Here is a 16742-nt window from a genome sequence, read left to right on the forward strand (position 1 = left end):
TTCAAGTGCGACCCGGCGGAACTCGGCCGCATGAACATTTCCGCGCCCTTCATCCGTCGCCCGATCGGCACCGCACTGCTGGCCATTGGCCTGTTCGTGATGGGCATGCTCTGCTACTTGCGGCTGAGCGTGGCGGCGCTGCCGAACATCTCGATTCCGGTCATCTTCGTCCAAGCCACCCAGGCTGGCGCCGATGCCTCGACCATGGCCGCCACGGTCACCGCGCCATTGGAACGGCACCTGGGCCAGTTGCCCGGGATCGACACCATGCGCTCCTCCAGCTCGGAAGGCAACAGCCAGGTGTTCATGATCTTCCAGAGCACACGCAACATCGATTCGGCGGCGCAGGACGTGCAGACCGCGATCAACGCCGCGCAAGCCGACCTGCCATCGGGTCTTGGCACCCCGCAATACGAGAAGGCCAACCCCAACGACGCGCCGGTCATCGCCATCGCCCTGACCTCGGACACACAGTCGGCCGACGAGTTGTACAACGTTGCCGATTCGCTGCTGGCGCAACACTTGCGCCAGATCAACGGCGTGTCCTCGGTCGATATCGGCGGCGCTTCGACCCCAGCGGTACGGGTGGACGTGAACTTGCGCGCGCTCAACGCGATGGGCCTGACCCCGGACGATCTACGCAACGCCGTGCGCGCAGCCAACGTGACCTCGCCCACCGGCTTTCTCAGCGACGGCGTGTCCACCACCGCCATCGTCGCCAACGACGCGGTGGCCAAAGCCGCCGATTTCGGCCAAGTCGTGATCGCACAACAACAAGGCCGTACGGTGCGTCTGCGCGACATCGCCAATGTCTACGATGGCCAGCAGGACGCATACCAGGCCGCCTGGTTGAACGGAAAACGGGCCGTGGTGATGTACGTGTTCACTCGCGCCGGCGCCAACATTGTGGAGACGGTGGACCGGGTCAAGGCGCAGATCCCGATGCTGCATACCTACCTGCAGCCCGGCACCAAGATGACCGCCTATTTCGACCGCACTCCAACCATTCGTGCGTCGTTGAACGAGGTGCAGGCCACGCTGTTGATCAGCCTGGCCATGGTGGTGATGACCATGGCGATGTTCCTGCGCCGGCTGGCGCCGACGCTGATCGCCGCGGCGACCGTGCCGCTCTCGCTGGCAGGCGCCGCGTTGGTGATGTCCATCCTGGGCTACACCCTGAACAACTTGAGCCTGCTGGCGCTGGTGATCGCGATCGGCTTCGTCGTCGACGATGCCATCGTGGTCATCGAGAACATCATGCGCCATCTCGACGAAGGCATGTCGCGCATGGACGCCGCCCTGGTCGGCGCACGCGAAATCGGCTTCACCATCGTCTCAATCACCGCCTCGCTGGTGGCGGTATTCATTCCGATGCTGTTCGCCGGCGGCATCATGGGACTGTTCTTCCGCGAGTTCACCGTCACCTTGGTGGCCGCGATCTGTGTCTCGGCGGCGGTGTCGCTGACCCTGACCCCGATGCTGTGTAGCCGTTTCCTGTCCGCGCACGCCGAACCCGAACGGCCCGGCCGCATCGGCGCTTGGCTGGAACGCATGCACGCCGGCATGCTACGCGTGTACACCGTGGCGCTGGACTTCTCGCTACGCCACACGCTGCTGCTGGCGCTGACCCCGCTGCTGCTGATCGTCGCCATGGTGTTTTTACTCGGGATGATGAAAAAAGGCGCGTTCCCCGCGCAGGACACCGGCCTGATCTGGGGCCGCGCGACGTCCAGCGCCACCGTGTCCTTCGCCGACATGCTCAGCCGACAGCGCCGTATCACCGACATGCTGATGTCCGATCCGGCGGTAAAAACCGTCGGCGCACGCCTGGGCAGCAGCCGGCAGGGCTCCAGCGCCAGCTTCAACATCGAGCTCAAGCAACGCGACGAGGGCCGCACCGATACCACAGCGGAAGTGCTGACGCGGCTGAGTGCCAAAGCCGACCGCTACCCGGACCTTCAATTGCGTCTACACGCGATCCAGGACCTACCCAGCAACGACGGGGGCGGTACCAGCCAGGGCGCGCAGTACCGCGTGTCGCTACAGGGCAACGATGCCGCACAGTTGCAGCAGTGGCTGCCCAAGCTGGAGGCGGCGCTGAAGCAAAACCCGAAACTGCGTGATGTCGGCAGCGACGTGGACAGCCCCGGATTACGCCAAAACATCGTCATCAACCGTCCACTGGCCGCACGTCTTGGGGTATCGATCGGCGCCATCGATGGCGCGCTGTACGGCGCCTTCGGCCAGCGCCAGATCTCCACGATCTACTCCAACCTCAACCAGTACAGCGTGGTGGTGAACGCATTGCCCGATCAGACCGCCACGCCGGCGGCGCTGAACCGCATCTACGTGCCGGCGCGCAACGGCACGATGATTCCGCTCATGGCAATCGCGCACCAGGTGCCGGGCCTGGCACCGTCGCAAATCACCCATCGAGACCAATACACCACCATGGACCTGAGCTACAACCTGGCGCCAGACGTGAGTACCGGTGAAGCCGATGCGATCATCCAGGTCACCGCCAACGGTCTGCGTATGCCTGGCGACATCCGCATTGCCGATAAAGACGACTTCACCGCGAAGATGCAACCAAATTCAATGCTGGTGCTGGTGCTGACGGCGATCGCGGTGGTCTACATCGTGCTGGGCATGTTGTACGAGAGTCTGGTGCATCCGGTGACGATCCTGTCCACGCTGCCAGCCGCGGGTATGGGCGCGCTGCTGGCGCTGTGGATCACCGACACCGAACTATCGGTGGTCTCGATGATCGCGCTGGTGCTGCTGATCGGCATCGTCAAGAAGAACGCGATCATGATGATCGACTTCGCTCTGGTCGTCGAACGCACGCATGGCAAAACGCCCATGGAAGCCGTGCGCGAAGCTTGTCTGGTGCGCTTCCGCCCGATCATGATGACCACCATGGTGGCGATCCTGGCGGCGGTGCCGCTGGCGGTGGGCCTGGGCGAAGGCTCGGAACTGCGACGCCCGCTCGGCATCGCGATGATCGGCGGCCTGTTGGTCTCGCAGAGCCTGACCCTGCTCAGTACCCCGGCCCTGTACGTGATTTTCTCCTGCCTGCGCGACCGCTGGCGTGCGCGACGCGAACGGCGCCAATCACGACGCCAACAATTACCGATGGCAGCGCAGCGCTGAGGCACGTCACGATGTGCGTCGGTCGCCGCACGCACAGGCGCCGGCAGCCACGCGACGATCGACCCGCCGCGCACGACGCACGCCTCGCGCCGGCTAGACCGCCTCCGCCATGCGGACAGCCGGTTAGCGCTTGACCGGCGCCTGTGCGGGCGGCACGTCGGTATCGGGCTGATCCATGTCAGGTGGCGGCAACGCCCCCTCCCCGGCCGCAACGGGTGCAGGGGGAAGTGGCGGCGCTGCGGGTGCAGGACCCGGCGGCGGAGCGGGAGGCGGCGACAACGGCGGCGACGGCCCCCGATCGCAAGCGGCAAGGCCGAACAGCAGCGACACAGCGACACAGCGACACAGCGACACAGCGACAAGCAGAGTAGGCTTCATTGACAGTCTCTCTCGCTGGAACAACAGATAGCCTAACGCGCCGGCTCCGCAGGTCGGCGCGAGTGACATGGCGCCGTTCATTTCAACAAAAATTAAACATAAATAATGCCTTTTGTCATCCGCGTTTCACCGCAGATCGACACGCTGGCGTCTCGTCCATGTCCCCGCACATGCATCCGCGCAAGACCGCCCTCGCCCTTGCGGCATTACAATCCCACGACACGCCGCTGGACATGCGCCAACGGCGCGTCTTGATTCTGGCCGACGGCCAGCGCAGCGCCGAGGAACTGGTCGCGCTGGGCGGGCACAATGCGGCGGCGATCATGCATGGCCTACTGCAACAAGGGTATCTGGATGACGGCCGTCATGCCGCCACGCCGCTTGCATCGGTCGCCACTTCCTCCGACCCACGCCGCGCACTGCTCAATGCGCGCATGTACCTGCTCGACCTACTGCAGTTGCAGCGCCATCCAGCCTCGCCGGCACTGCAACAGCGGCTGCGCGCGGCGCGCGAAGAAACCGCGACCCTGCACGCGATCGCGCAGGCGCTACGCACCATGCCAGAGATGACCTCCGAGCGTTACGCGCAGCGTATTCGTGAACGGGTGCTGGAAATACTGCCAGCGCCACTGCACGACGCGCTGGCCGCCGCCTGAACGCACAGGGCGCAGCGGATGGAACGCGCGCTCAAGGCGCACGGAAGTGCCGACGTAATCCCTGCCAACACTGCCGGTAGTCACGCTGGCGGTGCGCGGCTTCCAGCGCCTGCGAGGTCGGGCGCAACACTGCGCGGGTCTCGAACATGAAGGCCATGGTGTCGGCGATCACGTCAGGGCGCGTCAGGTCGGCCTGCGATGCCCTGTCGAACGTGGCGGCATCCGGACCATGCCCGCTCATGCAGTTGTGTAACGACGCACCGCCAGGCACGAAGCCCTCGGCCTTGGCGTCGTAAGCACCGTACACCAGGCCCATGAATTCGCTGGCGACATTGCGGTGGAACCACGGCGGCCGGAAGGTATGCTGGGCCACCAACCAACGTGGCGGGAAGATCGCAAGATCGACGTTGGCAGTGCCAGGAGTGTCACTGGGCGCGGTAAGCACGGTGAAGATGCTCGGGTCGGGATGATCGAAACTGATCGAACCGATCGCATTGAAACGGCGCAGATCGTATTTGTACGGCGCATAGTTGCCGTGCCAGGCGACCACGTCCAACGGCGAGTGCCCAATCGGCGCCTGCCACAAATGCCCCTGAAACTTGGCGATCAAGACGAAGTCGCCCTCGTCTTCCTCGTAGGCCGCCACCGGGGTGAGGAAATCGCGCGGGTTGGCCAAACCATTGGCGCCGATCGGCCCAAGTTCCGGCAAGCGCAGCAAGGCACCGAAGTTTTCGCAAACATATCCCCGCGAAGGGCCATCGGGCAGCGCGACACGAAACCGCACACCGCGTGGAATCACCACGATCTCCTGCGGCGCCACCTCCAGCGTGCCCAACTCGGTACACACGCGCAGCCGTCCCAGTTGCGGCACGATCAATAATTCCGCATCCGCATCGTAGAAGAAGCGCCCCTGCATCGACGCATTGGCCGCGTACAGATGTACCGCCACCCCATGCTGCGCCTCGGCCGAGCCGTTGCCGGCCATGGTGTACAGGCCATCGACGAAATCCAACGATGCTTCCGGCAACGGCAACGGACTCCACCGCAACTGGTCCGGAGACACCGGCCCATCCTGGAACGCGTTATGGAACCCGTACGCCTGGGTGTAGGCAACGAATCCACCATGCAACAACGCCGGCCGGATCCGGTACAGCCAGCTACGTCGGTTGGTCGCGCGCGGTGCGGTGAACGCAGTCCCCGACAACTGTTCGGCATACAACCCGTGGGCCACGCGCTGCGGCGAGTTCTGCCCGACCGGCAACGCCCCCGCTACCGCCTCGCTAGCGAATTCGTTACCGAAACCGGACTGATAGCGAAGGGAATCGAAGTGCATGATCGGACTCGCAATGACGGAAAACGTAACGCGTGGAGAGCTTACCGCCAGCACAGTGTACGCAGCCGCAGGACGCCAAGTGCTGCGGACGACGCGAGCGCATTGCCCGGCGCGGCGGTCAAAGCACGCCGCGCTTGATCTGATCGCGCTCGATACTCTCGAACAGTGCCTGGAAATTGCCTTCGCCGAAGCCTTCGTTGCCCTTGCGCTGGATGATCTCGAAGAAGATCGGACCGATGCAATTCTGGGTGAAGATCTGCAGCAACTTGCGCTGTTTGGTCTCCGGATCGGCGTCGATCAGGATCTTGTTCCTGGCCAGCCGTGCCACATCCTCGCCATGGTCGGGAATACGCTGATCGATAACATCGAAATAAGTATCGGGCGTTTCCAAAAACTCCACCCCGGCCGCGCGCATGCGCTCCACGGTCACGTAGATATCGTCGGTGAAGCAGGCGATGTGCTGGATACCCTCGCCATGGTAAGCGTCCAGGTATTCGTTGATCTGGCTCTTCGGATCGGACGATTCATTGAGCGGGATGCGCACCACGCCATCGGGCGCGGTCATCGCCTTAGACACCAAGCCGGTCTTGGCGCCCTTGATGTCGAAGTAGCGGATCTCGCGGAAATTAAACAGCCGCGCGTAATAATCCGACCAACGCTGCATGTTGCCGAAATACAAGTTGTGCGTCAGGTGATCGATGAAGGTCAGGCCAAAGCCGACTGGATACAACTCGGCACCGGGCACCGGCTCGAACTCGGCATACACCGATCCCGTATCACCATACTGATCGACTAGGTACAGCATGCAGTCGCCAATACCCTGGATCACAGGTGCCGGCACCGCGCGGGTATCGGGCTTGTTCGCCACAGCTTCGCCACCGTTCTCCAGCACCTTGGCGAACACCACATCGGCCGGACGCTTGAAGCGGATCGCGAAACCGCAGGCGCAGGGACCGTGTGCGGCAGAGAAATCGGCAGCGAACGAATCCGGCGCCTCGTTCACCAGGAAGTTGACCCCACCCTGCCGGTACACCGTGATCGCGCGATGGCGGTGACGCAACACCGCAGTGAAGCCCATGCGGCGGAAATACTCATGCAGACGCTCGCCCTGACCGGCGGGCGCGGCGAACTCGACGAACTCGAAACCGTCGATGCCCATCGGGTTGTCGAAGGTGGTGACCTGCATGCCGAGGTTGGTCGGCTGCGGCGGATGTTGCGGCTGTGCACGCATGACCGTCTCCTGGAACAGGAGTCGCGGCGACCGCAGCGGAGATTTCACATGCGGACGGACGCCAGACTCGCGAGAATGGAGCAAAAGCTTCTTCTCCCTCCATTATAGTTACAAATGAAACAACTATCAAGGTGCAACGCAGTATGATGATCGCAACGCCCGTCTCACCGACGTCTGACCAGTCCTCGCTGGATCTCGAGCAGTTCCTGCCCTACCGCATCAGCGTGCTGTCCAACCGGATCAGCAGCAACATCGCCCGTGTCTATGGCGAACGCTACGGCATGGCGGTGACCGAATGGCGGGTGATGGCGGTACTGGCGCTGTATCCGGGGCTGTCAGCCGGGGAGGTCTCCGAGCGCACCGCGATGGACAAGGTGGCGGTGAGTCGCGCGGTGGCCCGCCTACTCGAGCGCGGCTTCATTCATCGCGAGACGCACGGCGATGACCGCCGCCGCTCGGTGCTGCACCTGACCCACGCAGGTGTGGAGGTCTATCATGTGGTCGCACCGATGGTGTTGGAATGCGAACGACGCCTGCTGGCACCGTTCAACGAAGACGAGCAACACCTACTGCACCAACTGATCGACCGCCTGGCGACCGAAGGCCTGGCCAACATGACCGGCCGCTGAGACCGTGCTGTCGCGGTTGCAGGGTGCGCCTGCAACCACGATAGCAGCCCAGGAGACGGCGCTGTCGCGATCATGCTGCTACGGCTTCGGCGGCGCCCATTCCTTGAAGAACGCGAAGAGCTTTTTGCGGTCGTAGCTCTTACCCTTCTCCAGCTCGCCGGTAAACTGCGAGTGCAGCAACTTGCCGTCGGCATCGAGCACGAGCAGGTGCGGGAAAGACACGATCTTCGGGTACTGCGCCAGAAACGCTTGGTTCTCGTTGTCTTCGCTGAAATTGACCTTGACCCAGACGTAGTTGGCATCACGGAAGCTGCGCAGTTCTGCATCCTCCTGGATAAACGCATCGAGGATGTGGCACCACGAACACCACTCCCCGCCCACGTCGAGCATGATGCGCTTGCCACCACGCTTGGCCTCGACGATCGCCGTCTTCAAGTCGTCGACCGGATCGCGGTGCGGATCGAACTGCGCGCTCAGCGCCGCCGCCGCGGCCACGTCGGCCGCCGCCGGGGTGTTGCCCGAGGCCACCGGCTGGCTCGGATCGGCCACCGGCGGCTTCTGCACCGAGGTATCCAACGGCTTGGCCGGCGCTGGCGCATCGTGGGGCGGCGCATTCTTGTCGCAAGCGCCAAGCGCCAACATCAACGCCAGCGCAGTCCACATCGTCTTGTTCATCGACATTGCGACATCCTCAAGGTCATTTGATGCCATGCATCAACTTATTGATCAGCGGTGCAATGAGAAACAGCAACACGCCCGAGCCCAGCAACGCCCAGAAACCGAAAGTGTAGCCTTTCAGCGCCGAGGCCACCGTCATCCCGCTCTCGCCGCTGACTCCCGCGGCGAAGATGCCCGAAAGATTGTTGCCGATCGCGGTGGACAGGAACCAACCGCCCATGGCGAAGGCCACGACCTTGGTCGGCGCCAGCTTGGTGGTCATCGACAAACCGATCGGCGACAGGCACAACTCGCCGACGGTCTGGATCACGTAGACCATGAACAAGGTCCAGAACGGGATCTTGCCAGCACCATCGACCAGCGCGGACAACGCGTACATCAGCAGCGCGAAGGCCAGACCATTGAAGATTAAGCCCAGGCCGAATTTGCGCGGGATCGACGGATTGGCCGAGCGCAGCGCTACCCACAGCAACACGAACACCGGCCCCAGCACCAGAATTGCCAGCGTATTGACCGACTGGAACCAACCAACCGGAAAGATCCAGCCGCCCAGATCGCGCTCGACGATATTCTGGGCGAGGAAGTTGAACGAGCTGCCCGCCTGCTCGAAGAACATAAAGAACATCACGTTGAACACGAACACGATCAACATCGCAATCGAACGATCGCGCGGCACCTTGCCCTCGCGGATGCCCTCGATCAGGATCATCGCGCACAAGGCCACGAACAGGGTGGTCAGGATCCAGCCGAGAATGCTGGCATCGATGAGCAGCAGGCCATAGGCCGTGGGAATCAACAGCAGCGTCGCCAACAGCACCGCAACCGTGCGGCCCATACCTTCGCCACCGACAGGCGGCCGGCCCACCGGGCCAAGCTGACACCGTCCGATCCAAAACCACACCAGGCTGATCAGCATGCCGATCCCCGAGGCGATGAACACATATTTGTAGGCCGGCATGGCCTCGGTGCCGAACAGCTTATCGGCCAGTAGGCCCGTCAAGATCGGCGCGAAGAATCCGCCCGCGTTGATGCCCATGTAGAAAATCGTGAACCCCGAATCGCGACGCGGGTCGCTGGGCGGATACAGCTTGCCGACCATGGTCGAAACGTTCGGCTTGAACAGGCCGTTGCCGGCGATGATCGTGGCCAGGCCGATCTTGAATATTGCTTCGTTGGGAACCGCGATCAGGAATAGCCCGACCGACATGACCACCGCACCGATCAACAACGAGCGCTGATAGCCGATCAGCCGGTCGGCCACGAAACCGCCGAACAGCGCCGAGGCGTACACCAGCGCCAGATAGGCGCCATAGAGTTTATTGGCCGGCGCCTCGCCCGTCCCGGCGCCCTTGAAGAATTCGGCCACGATATACAGGGTCAGCGCCCAACGGATGCCGTAGAACGCGAAGCGCTCCCAGAATTCGGTCATGAACAGCATCCACAACGGACGTGGATGGCCCAGCAGGGTTTTGAACTCGGGCGGCTGCGGTGAGGCGGGGTGGTTCGACGCGACGACGTCAACACTCATTCGGTGTTCCCTTGCGTATTCAGTATGGGCTGGGGGTAGGCATCCGGCCAGGCCGGGCGACGGGCGAGGATCACCGAGCGGGCGCTTGACGTCAAATGCCGTGAAGTTCCAAACCCTGGAAGCGAGAAAAACCGGCCGCGGCAAGCAAAACAAGCGCCCCCATGGTGCCAACGCCGCAACGCCATCCGAACACCGCTTTCCCACAGCGGCAGCCTCGAAAAACAAGGCATCGGCAGAAGAACGGGGCATCGCCTGCGCCACGCGCTACGGCGACATCGCGTGCCGCATCGCCTGCCGGTCAGCGTCCACGCGTCCTGAATCCTAGCGATCCATTCCCACCGACGTGCGCACCTCGAACAACTCGGGGAAGAACGTCAACTCCAATGCTTGCTGCAGGAAACCGACACCACTGGAACCGCCGGTACCGCGCTTGAAGCCGATCACCCGCATCACCGTGCGCATGTGGCGGAAGCGCCAGAGTTGAAACTGCGTCTCCAGGTCCACCAAGTCCTCGCACAGCGCGTATTCGCGCCAATAGCGATCGGTGTACTCGTAGATGCGCTCGAACACCGGGCGCAGCAAAGAATCGCTGACATGCGGCTGACGCCAATCGCGCGCATGATAGATCGCCGGCACCGCATGGCCGAAGCGGGCCAGATAGCGCAAGAATTCTTCGTACAGACTGGGCGCTTCCAGCACCGCTCGCAGCGCGGCCTGGCCCTCGGGGTCATGGTCGAACACCGGCAACATCTGCACGTTCTTGTTGCCGAGCATGGATTCGATGAGACGGTACTGCAACGACTGGAACCCGGAAGATGGCCCCAGCACATCGCGGAAGCCCATGTACTCCGATGGCGTCATCGTCTCCAGCACAGACCACTGCTCGGTGAGCTGACGCAGCACCTGCTTGCTACGCGCCAACACCTTGCGACACGGCCACACGGCATCGCGCTGCAAATACGCGATTGCCGCCTGCAACTCGTGCCCCAGCAGCTTCAACCACAGCTCGGAGGTCTGGTGCTGGATGATGAACAGCATCTCGTCATGGTGCGGCGGGTCCGACAGTGGTTGCTGCGCCGACAGCAGCCGATCCAGGCGCAAGTAGCCGCCATAGGTCAGACGGCCTTCCAGATCGGTATGGATCCCGGTTTCGAGCGGGCGCTGGTTGTGTTCGACGGGCATGGGTGGCGCGGACAGTCTGGGCCGGCAAGGGTACCGCAGCGACGGCTGTCGCAGCTTGTTACGCGCGCCCAGGCGAACCGTCACAGCTTCCGAGCAGACACCGGCGTGTGCGAAGCGCACTCGTGTAAGCCGCTTTCGTCATCGCTGTATCCACGCAAAGGCCCTGCCGTTGTCGCGTCGGTCAACACAACCGGCACGCAGCACAATGAACGCCCCTCAGTCGTCGAACGGATCGCTCTCGGCAACGCTGGACGCTCCCTTGGCCCGCGGCGGACGCGCACAGGGACGGCTACGGATTTCCACATAAAACTGTGTGCCACCTGCGGCGACCAACGCATCCACCGCGCGCAGCAACTCCGCCGGCGGCAGCACCGTGGCGTTGGCCTGCTCTGCACCAAACAGCGTATCGAAATCCCAGTAGTCGGCGCCGGCCGGCAAGGTCTTGCGACGCTCGCGACGAATGTACTTGCGGATATCGTGCTTGGCCGCATCGAGCAAGCGATCGGGGTGCTTGCCCTCGATGTGGAGCCGGTAGGTCTTCTTCACTGCGAACATCCTGAAAAGGGAACAGGCGACGGCTGCCGTGGCGCACGCGCGCTACGGCCGCACGGCCGCGCACGTGCGGCGCAGGGGCGACGCGGGCCGCCATGGTGCCAGAACCTGCCGCACGCTGCGGATTGTCCGGATCATCGAGGACTGCCCCATCGCTGCCGACGCAGGATAGGCCACAATAGCCGGCTGGCGCGCCGACCGGCGCCGCTGCCACCTGACCAGGAGCCGTTCGATGTTCGTAGTGTGTGGAGAAGCCTTGTACGACATCTTCATCGACGGCTATGCCGGCACGTCGGTTGGCATGACCGCACGACAGGGCGGCTCGCCGTTCAACGTGGCGATCGGCCTGGCCAGGCTGGGCTCGGCCTCGGCGCTGTTCACTGGCCTGTCCACCGACCCGCTGGGACGCCAATTGCGCGCCACCCTGGAGCGCGAAAGGGTGACGCTGGACTACTGCGTGGACAAACGCGAGGCGACCACCCTGGTGATGGTCGCGCTGGATGCCGGCGGTGTTCCCAACTACGCGTTCTACGGCACCGGCTGCGCCGACCGCGCATTGACCAGCCTCGATCTGCCGACCTTGGCCCCTGCGGTCGGCGGCCTGCATTTCGGCTCCTATACCCTGGTCGCCGAAACCACCGCCAGCACCTTCCAGGCCCTGGCCGAGCGCGAACGCGCGCAGCGGCTGATCTCGCTGGACCCGAACGTGCGGCCCACCGTGGAACCGGACATGGCGGTATGGCGTGCGCGGCTGACGACGTGGATCGCCCTGGCGCACGTGATCAAGGTCAGCCAGGAAGACATCGAACTGCTGTACCCCGACCAAGATCCGTTCGCCATCGCCCGCAGCTGGCTACAGCAGGGGCCATCGCTGGTGGTGATGACCCTGGGCGGCGACGGTGCGGTGGCCTGGAGCGGCGACAGCGAGGTGCGCGTCGCCGGGCGGGTGGTGCAGGTGGCCGACACCGTCGGCGCCGGCGACAGCTTCCAGGCCGCCCTGCTGCACCAACTGCCCAACCTGGCCGCACTCTCTGCGCTGGGCAGCACCCCCGCCGCACTGGAGCAGCTCGTGCGCTTTTGCGTGGCCGCAGCGGCGATCAACTGCACCCGTGCCGGAGCCAACCCGCCATCCCTTGACGAGGTGCGCAGCGCACTCTGAGGCGCATCCCGGCACCACTCAAGCCCGCGCGATCGGCGCCGATATCCAGGACCTGAGGGTCGCCCCGGGGCCGCGCATGCGGCAAGGCGTGCCCACCCACGGGGAGGATAACCGGGCATGCCGGATCAACGCGACGAGCCGCCAGTGAGCGGATTGCGCAAGCTATTGTCGCCGCGGCGGCGCGATCCGGTACCCGCGACCGCTGCCGCCGCCAAAGCGCCAGCGCGCACGCGCAAGCAGGCGCACGTGCAGACGCAAGAGGTCGTGCCATTGCCCCCCCCCGCGATCGACCCGGCCGCGGCCACTGCGGCACTGATTCGCCTGTTTCAGCACGCCCACGAACCCCCGGAACTGCTCGGCGCCTTCGCCGACGGCATGGCCGGGCTGCATGGCGAACTCGGCGACATGGGCAGGCGCCTGCAATCGGCGGCCAGCAGCGGCGACTGGCCAAGCTACGGCCGCGCGCTGCGCCAACTCATCGACAAATACATCCGCACCATCGATGTGGACGACCCACTGGCCGGACCCAGCGACAGCGAGCGTCTGCGCGACCTGCTGCGCCAAACCGTGGCCGGTGCCCTGGCCTCGCTGCTGCACACCCTGCCGGAACTGGCCAACGAAGCCGAAGCCAGCGGCGAGGCAGTACGCCAGTGGCAACCCGGGCAGTCGTTGGAACCGGTGGCACAACGCGTGCGCGAGTTGTGCCACCAGATCGCGCTGCGCGCTAACGACAGCCAGGAACAGCAGACCCTGCTACTGAGCCTGTTCGACCTGTTGCTGGAGAACATCGGCGAACTGCTCGACGACACCAGTTGGCTACAAGGCCAGATCGCGGTGGTACGCGACCTGATCGTAGGGCCGCTGGACCGCTACTCGATCGAAGAAGCGCGCGGCAACCTGCGCGAAGTGATCTACAAGCAGGGCCTGCTCAAGCAGAGCATCGCCGAATCCAAGGAAGCGATGAAAGGCATGATGGTGTCCTTCGTCGAAGAACTGAACGGCATGGCAACCAGCACCGGCGAGTTCCACGACCGCATCGCCGATTACTCGCAGACCATCCGCGACGCACGCAGCATCGCCGACCTCAACCGACTGCTGCAGGAAGTGCTACAAGACACCGGCCATGTACAGCAGCAGGCACTGCAAGCACGCGACCACCTGATCGCCGCGCGCCAGGACGTGGAAGCGGCCGAGCAACGCATCCTGCACCTGGAACAGGAACTACGCGACGTCAGCGACCTAGTGGGAGTGGACCAGCTCACCGGCAGCCTCAACCGTCGCGGCCTGGACGAACTTTTCGCGCGCGAGTTGGTGCGCACCGAACGCAGCGCGCAGCCGCTGTGCGTGGCGATGTTGGACATGGACGACTTCCGCACGCTCAACGCAACCTACGGCCACGCCGGCGGCGACGCCGCACTGCGCCATGTGGTCGAGGTGGCGCGCACCACCCTGCGTGCCAGCGATGCAATCGCGCGCTTCGGCGGCGAGGAATTTCTATTGCTGATGCCGGACTGCACGATCTTCGAGGCCAACGCGGCGGTAAACCGGGTGCTGCGTGCCCTGTCCCAGCGCGCGTTGACGCACGAGGACCAGCGCGTCTTCGTCAGCTTCAGCGCCGGAGTGGCGATGCGCGCGGCCGGCGAAAATCAGGACGCCCTGGTACGGCGTGCCGACCGCGCGATGTACGAAGCGAAGAAGGCAGGCAAAAACTGCGTGGTTTCTGCGGATTAGCCTGCACTCCGAACCGCTGTTGGGAAACACGGCACTCGCAACAGCGTAGCGCTCGCGCACAACGGCCATCCCCAGCCCACGCGCATCGCATGCACAGCCCCGCCCCTATCCGGGCGGATCGCGCAGCAGCTTGATCTGCTGCGGCGACTCCAGCGCGATCCCGTCCTCGGCCAGACGCTGCAGCAACGCGAAGAACAGATCGCTGCGGGTGGCGTAGACCAACCGCGGCGAGACGACATAAGCGTAACTGTTGAGCGTGATGCTGCCATTGGCGATGGAGTCGATGAACACCGACGGCACCGGCTCCTGCAGCACGCCCGGATGCGCCGCGTATAACTCCAGCAACAACGTCCGCAGCCTTGCCACATCGGTGTCCAACGGGACCGCGAACTGGATCTGCACCCGCCCCAACGGCCCGGCCAGGGTCATGTTGCGCAAAGTCTTGGTGATAAATTCGGAGTTGGGCACGATCAGCGTGGAGCGGTCGCCCACTTGGATCTCGGTGGAGCGCACGCTGATGCGCCGCACATCGCCTTCATAGTCGCCGATCTTGATCCAGTCGCCGATTTTCACCGGACGTTCGGCGAGCAGGATCAGGCCGGAGACGAAATTCTGAGTGATCGACTGCAAGCCGAAGCCGATACCGACCGACAATGCGCTGAGCACCAGCGCGATCCGCTCCAGGCCGATACCCAGCGCGGCCAGCGCCCACAGCGTGGCCAGCAAAATGCCCGCATAACGCGCCATGGTACTGATCGAATTGCGTGCGCCATCGTCCAGTTCGGTCTTGGGTAGATAGGTCTGCGTCAACCAACGGTGCAGGTACTGCATCGTGGCTAGGCCCAACAGCAACACCAGCACTGCACGCGCGATCGCGCCCGGATACAACACCACCTTGTCGCTGACCCGGATGCCCTCGAACAACAGCGAGAACCTTTCGGAGAAGATCGACACATTCGTGCCGAATGGCATCAACAACACGCCAACGCCGATCAGCAGCAGCAACACACGCAATAGCGCCGAGGTCAAGACGCCGGCCTGCTCCAGAAGGCTGGGACGCACGCCGAAAGCACCGTTGGCGACACGGCTGATACGGCCAATGTGGCCATCGCTGGCGAACAGCCATAGCGCGAAATCGTCGGCGAAGTTCATCATCAGGCGCATTGCGCCGACGATCATCGTGATCCAGATGAGCTGGCGGGTGATGAACAAGCCCAGATGCAGATAGCCCAACAGTGACGCCAGCAGCGCCACCACCACTACCACCTTGACCAACACACCGATCAACGCCAATGCACCACGATGTTGACTGGACGGCGGCTGCGCATGGGCCAGGGCCTGCGCCACAGCCTCGGCGTACTGGCGTCGACGCAACCGCGACAGGCTATTGACCGTCGCCAGAATCAGCACGGCGTAGGCCAGCGTGACCACTCCATCGACCGCGACCGTGGTGGCATCGCCGATACGACTGGCCTGGTTCAACACCAACAGCATGCCGCTGATCCAGGCCAGCGCCGCAGTCGCCCAGGTGTATTTGCGTAAACGCCGCGCGGTGGCGTCGTCGATCGGAAACAACCGCCAACTCGGCTGGTTGGGCAGCAGCACGCTGGCCCCCAGCGACCCCATGAATGCAGTCGCGAAGCTCACCACGACGAACCCGCTCAGCACAGCCTCCAGCCGCGCCGGTATCGCGTCGATGCTACGCAGCGTCTCGGCCAGCACCAGCGCGGCAAGACCAGGGGTCAGCGTGCCCAGCAGCAGGAACCACAGCGCCAACCCGGAACGACGCAGGCGGCTGCCCGGCGCACGCGACATCGCATAGCGTTTACCCAGCCAGCGCAGCAGATAACGCAATGGAAACAGCAAGGACAACGCCAACGCGACACCGATGCCGAGCGCACCGGCACCGCGATCGGCAAGCGCCGTATCCAACGCCTGCACCGCCTGTGCGTACAACCCCAACAGACGGTCGCGATCGTCGGGAAAATCACTGGCGATCTGCTGCCACAGCGCGGGCGACAGCGGCGAGGGCGAGCGCAGCGACAGCTCCTGGCTGAAATGCTCGGCGCGCGCACGCTCGATGTCATCGGCTAGCTGTCTGGCCTCCATCGCGAGCAACTTGCCGCGCTTGATCCCCGAATCCAGCCTGCCGTGCTGGCGGGTGAAGGCATTGCGCTGGGCGGTGATGTCGGGTCCGTCGCCGGAAGCGGCCGGTCCGAGTTGCTGCAGGCGGGCATCCACCTGCGCCAACTGCGGCGACAGGGTCGACACCACCCCCTGCGCCTCGTCCTCAGCGTCGCCCACCTTCACCACCAGATCCTGCAATGCCCCCTGGTCGACGGCATCGGCCTGCGCGCGGCGGGCATCCTTCAACGCCTGCTCGGCTTGGTCCAGCAAGACCTGCGGATCCTGCGGCATGGCCGCACCCTGCGGCTGAGCGGACGCGACCAGAGCCGCGCACAGCAACACCACCAGCACTAAGTAACGCCGCAAGGACAAGGACACGAAACGGGGCAACAAGCGCACGCAGAG

The 16742-nt window shown here is 64.1% G+C and carries 13 protein-coding genes; 6 read left to right on the forward strand and 7 right to left on the reverse strand.

Translation table 11 applies throughout. The annotated features are described in order from the left end of the window. Positions 1–30 precede the first annotated feature (30 nt). Both XaFJ1_RS13335 and XaFJ1_RS13345 read left to right on the forward strand, forming a co-directional pair. The gene (locus tag XaFJ1_RS13335; RefSeq protein ID WP_012917205.1) at positions 31–3153 is read left to right on the forward strand and encodes an efflux RND transporter permease subunit; all 3123 of its coding nucleotides are present in this window, start codon (positions 31–33) and stop codon (positions 3151–3153) included. A 548-nt stretch (positions 3154–3701) separates the two neighbouring features. After that, complete coding sequence (locus XaFJ1_RS13345) at positions 3702–4187, forward strand: hypothetical protein (protein WP_045757403.1); 486 nt, start codon at positions 3702–3704, stop codon at positions 4185–4187. A 31-nt stretch (positions 4188–4218) separates the two neighbouring features. Here the strand turns inward: XaFJ1_RS13345 and hmgA are convergent, their stop codons facing one another. Together hmgA and hppD are read right to left on the reverse strand one after the other, a co-directional pair. Then, positions 4219–5520: a homogentisate 1,2-dioxygenase gene (hmgA, locus tag XaFJ1_RS13350; protein WP_012917207.1), complete on the reverse strand. Its 1302-nt coding sequence runs from the start codon at positions 5518–5520 to the stop codon at positions 4219–4221. Between the two features lie 118 nt (positions 5521–5638). Continuing rightward, the gene (gene hppD, locus XaFJ1_RS13355) at positions 5639–6751 is read right to left on the reverse strand and encodes a 4-hydroxyphenylpyruvate dioxygenase (RefSeq protein ID WP_012917208.1); all 1113 of its coding nucleotides are present in this window, start codon (positions 6749–6751) and stop codon (positions 5639–5641) included. Positions 6752–6894: 143 nt separating this feature from the next. Between hppD and XaFJ1_RS13360 the strand changes: the two genes are divergently transcribed. Next, positions 6895–7380 carry a MarR family winged helix-turn-helix transcriptional regulator gene (locus XaFJ1_RS13360; RefSeq protein WP_012917209.1) on the forward strand — a complete coding sequence of 162 codons (486 nt, stop codon included), beginning with the start codon at positions 6895–6897 and terminating at the stop codon, positions 7378–7380. Positions 7381–7458: 78 nt separating this feature from the next. Here XaFJ1_RS13360 and XaFJ1_RS13365 read toward each other — a convergent pair whose 3' ends face one another. Together XaFJ1_RS13365 and XaFJ1_RS13370 are read right to left on the reverse strand one after the other, a co-directional pair. Beyond that, positions 7459–8061, reverse strand: coding sequence for a thioredoxin family protein (locus tag XaFJ1_RS13365; RefSeq protein WP_012917210.1), 603 nt, complete (start codon positions 8059–8061; stop codon positions 7459–7461). A gap of 16 nt (positions 8062–8077) precedes the next feature. Beyond that, a complete protein-coding gene (locus XaFJ1_RS13370) occupies positions 8078–9586 on the reverse strand; it encodes a peptide MFS transporter (protein WP_012917211.1) in 1509 nt (502 codons plus the stop codon). An 85-nt stretch (positions 9587–9671) separates the two neighbouring features. Here XaFJ1_RS13370 and XaFJ1_RS13375 point away from each other — a divergent pair, with 85 nt between their 5' ends. Next, on the forward strand, positions 9672–9911 hold the full coding sequence (locus XaFJ1_RS13375; protein WP_155393151.1) for a hypothetical protein: 240 nt from the start codon (positions 9672–9674) through the stop codon (positions 9909–9911). On the opposite strand, the gene XaFJ1_RS13380 is transcribed toward XaFJ1_RS13375, so the two are convergent. Both XaFJ1_RS13380 and XaFJ1_RS13385 read right to left on the reverse strand, forming a co-directional pair. Then, positions 9908–10768: a tryptophan 2,3-dioxygenase gene (locus XaFJ1_RS13380; RefSeq protein ID WP_012917212.1), complete on the reverse strand. Its 861-nt coding sequence runs from the start codon at positions 10766–10768 to the stop codon at positions 9908–9910. The two genes, XaFJ1_RS13375 and XaFJ1_RS13380, sit on opposite strands and share 4 nt — an antisense overlap. A gap of 216 nt (positions 10769–10984) precedes the next feature. Further along, positions 10985–11314, reverse strand: a complete 330-nt coding sequence (locus XaFJ1_RS13385) for a DUF6172 family protein (RefSeq protein WP_012917213.1) — start codon at positions 11312–11314, stop codon at positions 10985–10987. A 238-nt stretch (positions 11315–11552) separates the two neighbouring features. Here XaFJ1_RS13385 and XaFJ1_RS13390 point away from each other — a divergent pair, with 238 nt between their 5' ends. Together XaFJ1_RS13390 and XaFJ1_RS13395 are read left to right on the forward strand one after the other, a co-directional pair. Next, on the forward strand, positions 11553–12479 hold the full coding sequence (locus tag XaFJ1_RS13390; protein ID WP_012917214.1) for a carbohydrate kinase family protein: 927 nt from the start codon (positions 11553–11555) through the stop codon (positions 12477–12479). A 117-nt stretch (positions 12480–12596) separates the two neighbouring features. Continuing rightward, a complete protein-coding gene (locus XaFJ1_RS13395; protein ID WP_012917215.1) occupies positions 12597–14210 on the forward strand; it encodes a GGDEF domain-containing protein in 1614 nt (537 codons plus the stop codon). A 105-nt stretch (positions 14211–14315) separates the two neighbouring features. Here the strand turns inward: XaFJ1_RS13395 and XaFJ1_RS13400 are convergent, their stop codons facing one another. Continuing rightward, complete coding sequence (locus tag XaFJ1_RS13400; protein ID WP_425509579.1) at positions 14316–16628, reverse strand: DUF3772 domain-containing protein; 2313 nt, start codon at positions 16626–16628, stop codon at positions 14316–14318. Between the last annotated feature and the right edge of the window lie 114 nt (positions 16629–16742).

This window comes from Xanthomonas albilineans (genome assembly GCF_009931595.1).
GTDB classification, from domain to species: domain Bacteria; phylum Pseudomonadota; class Gammaproteobacteria; order Xanthomonadales; family Xanthomonadaceae; genus Xanthomonas_A; species Xanthomonas_A albilineans.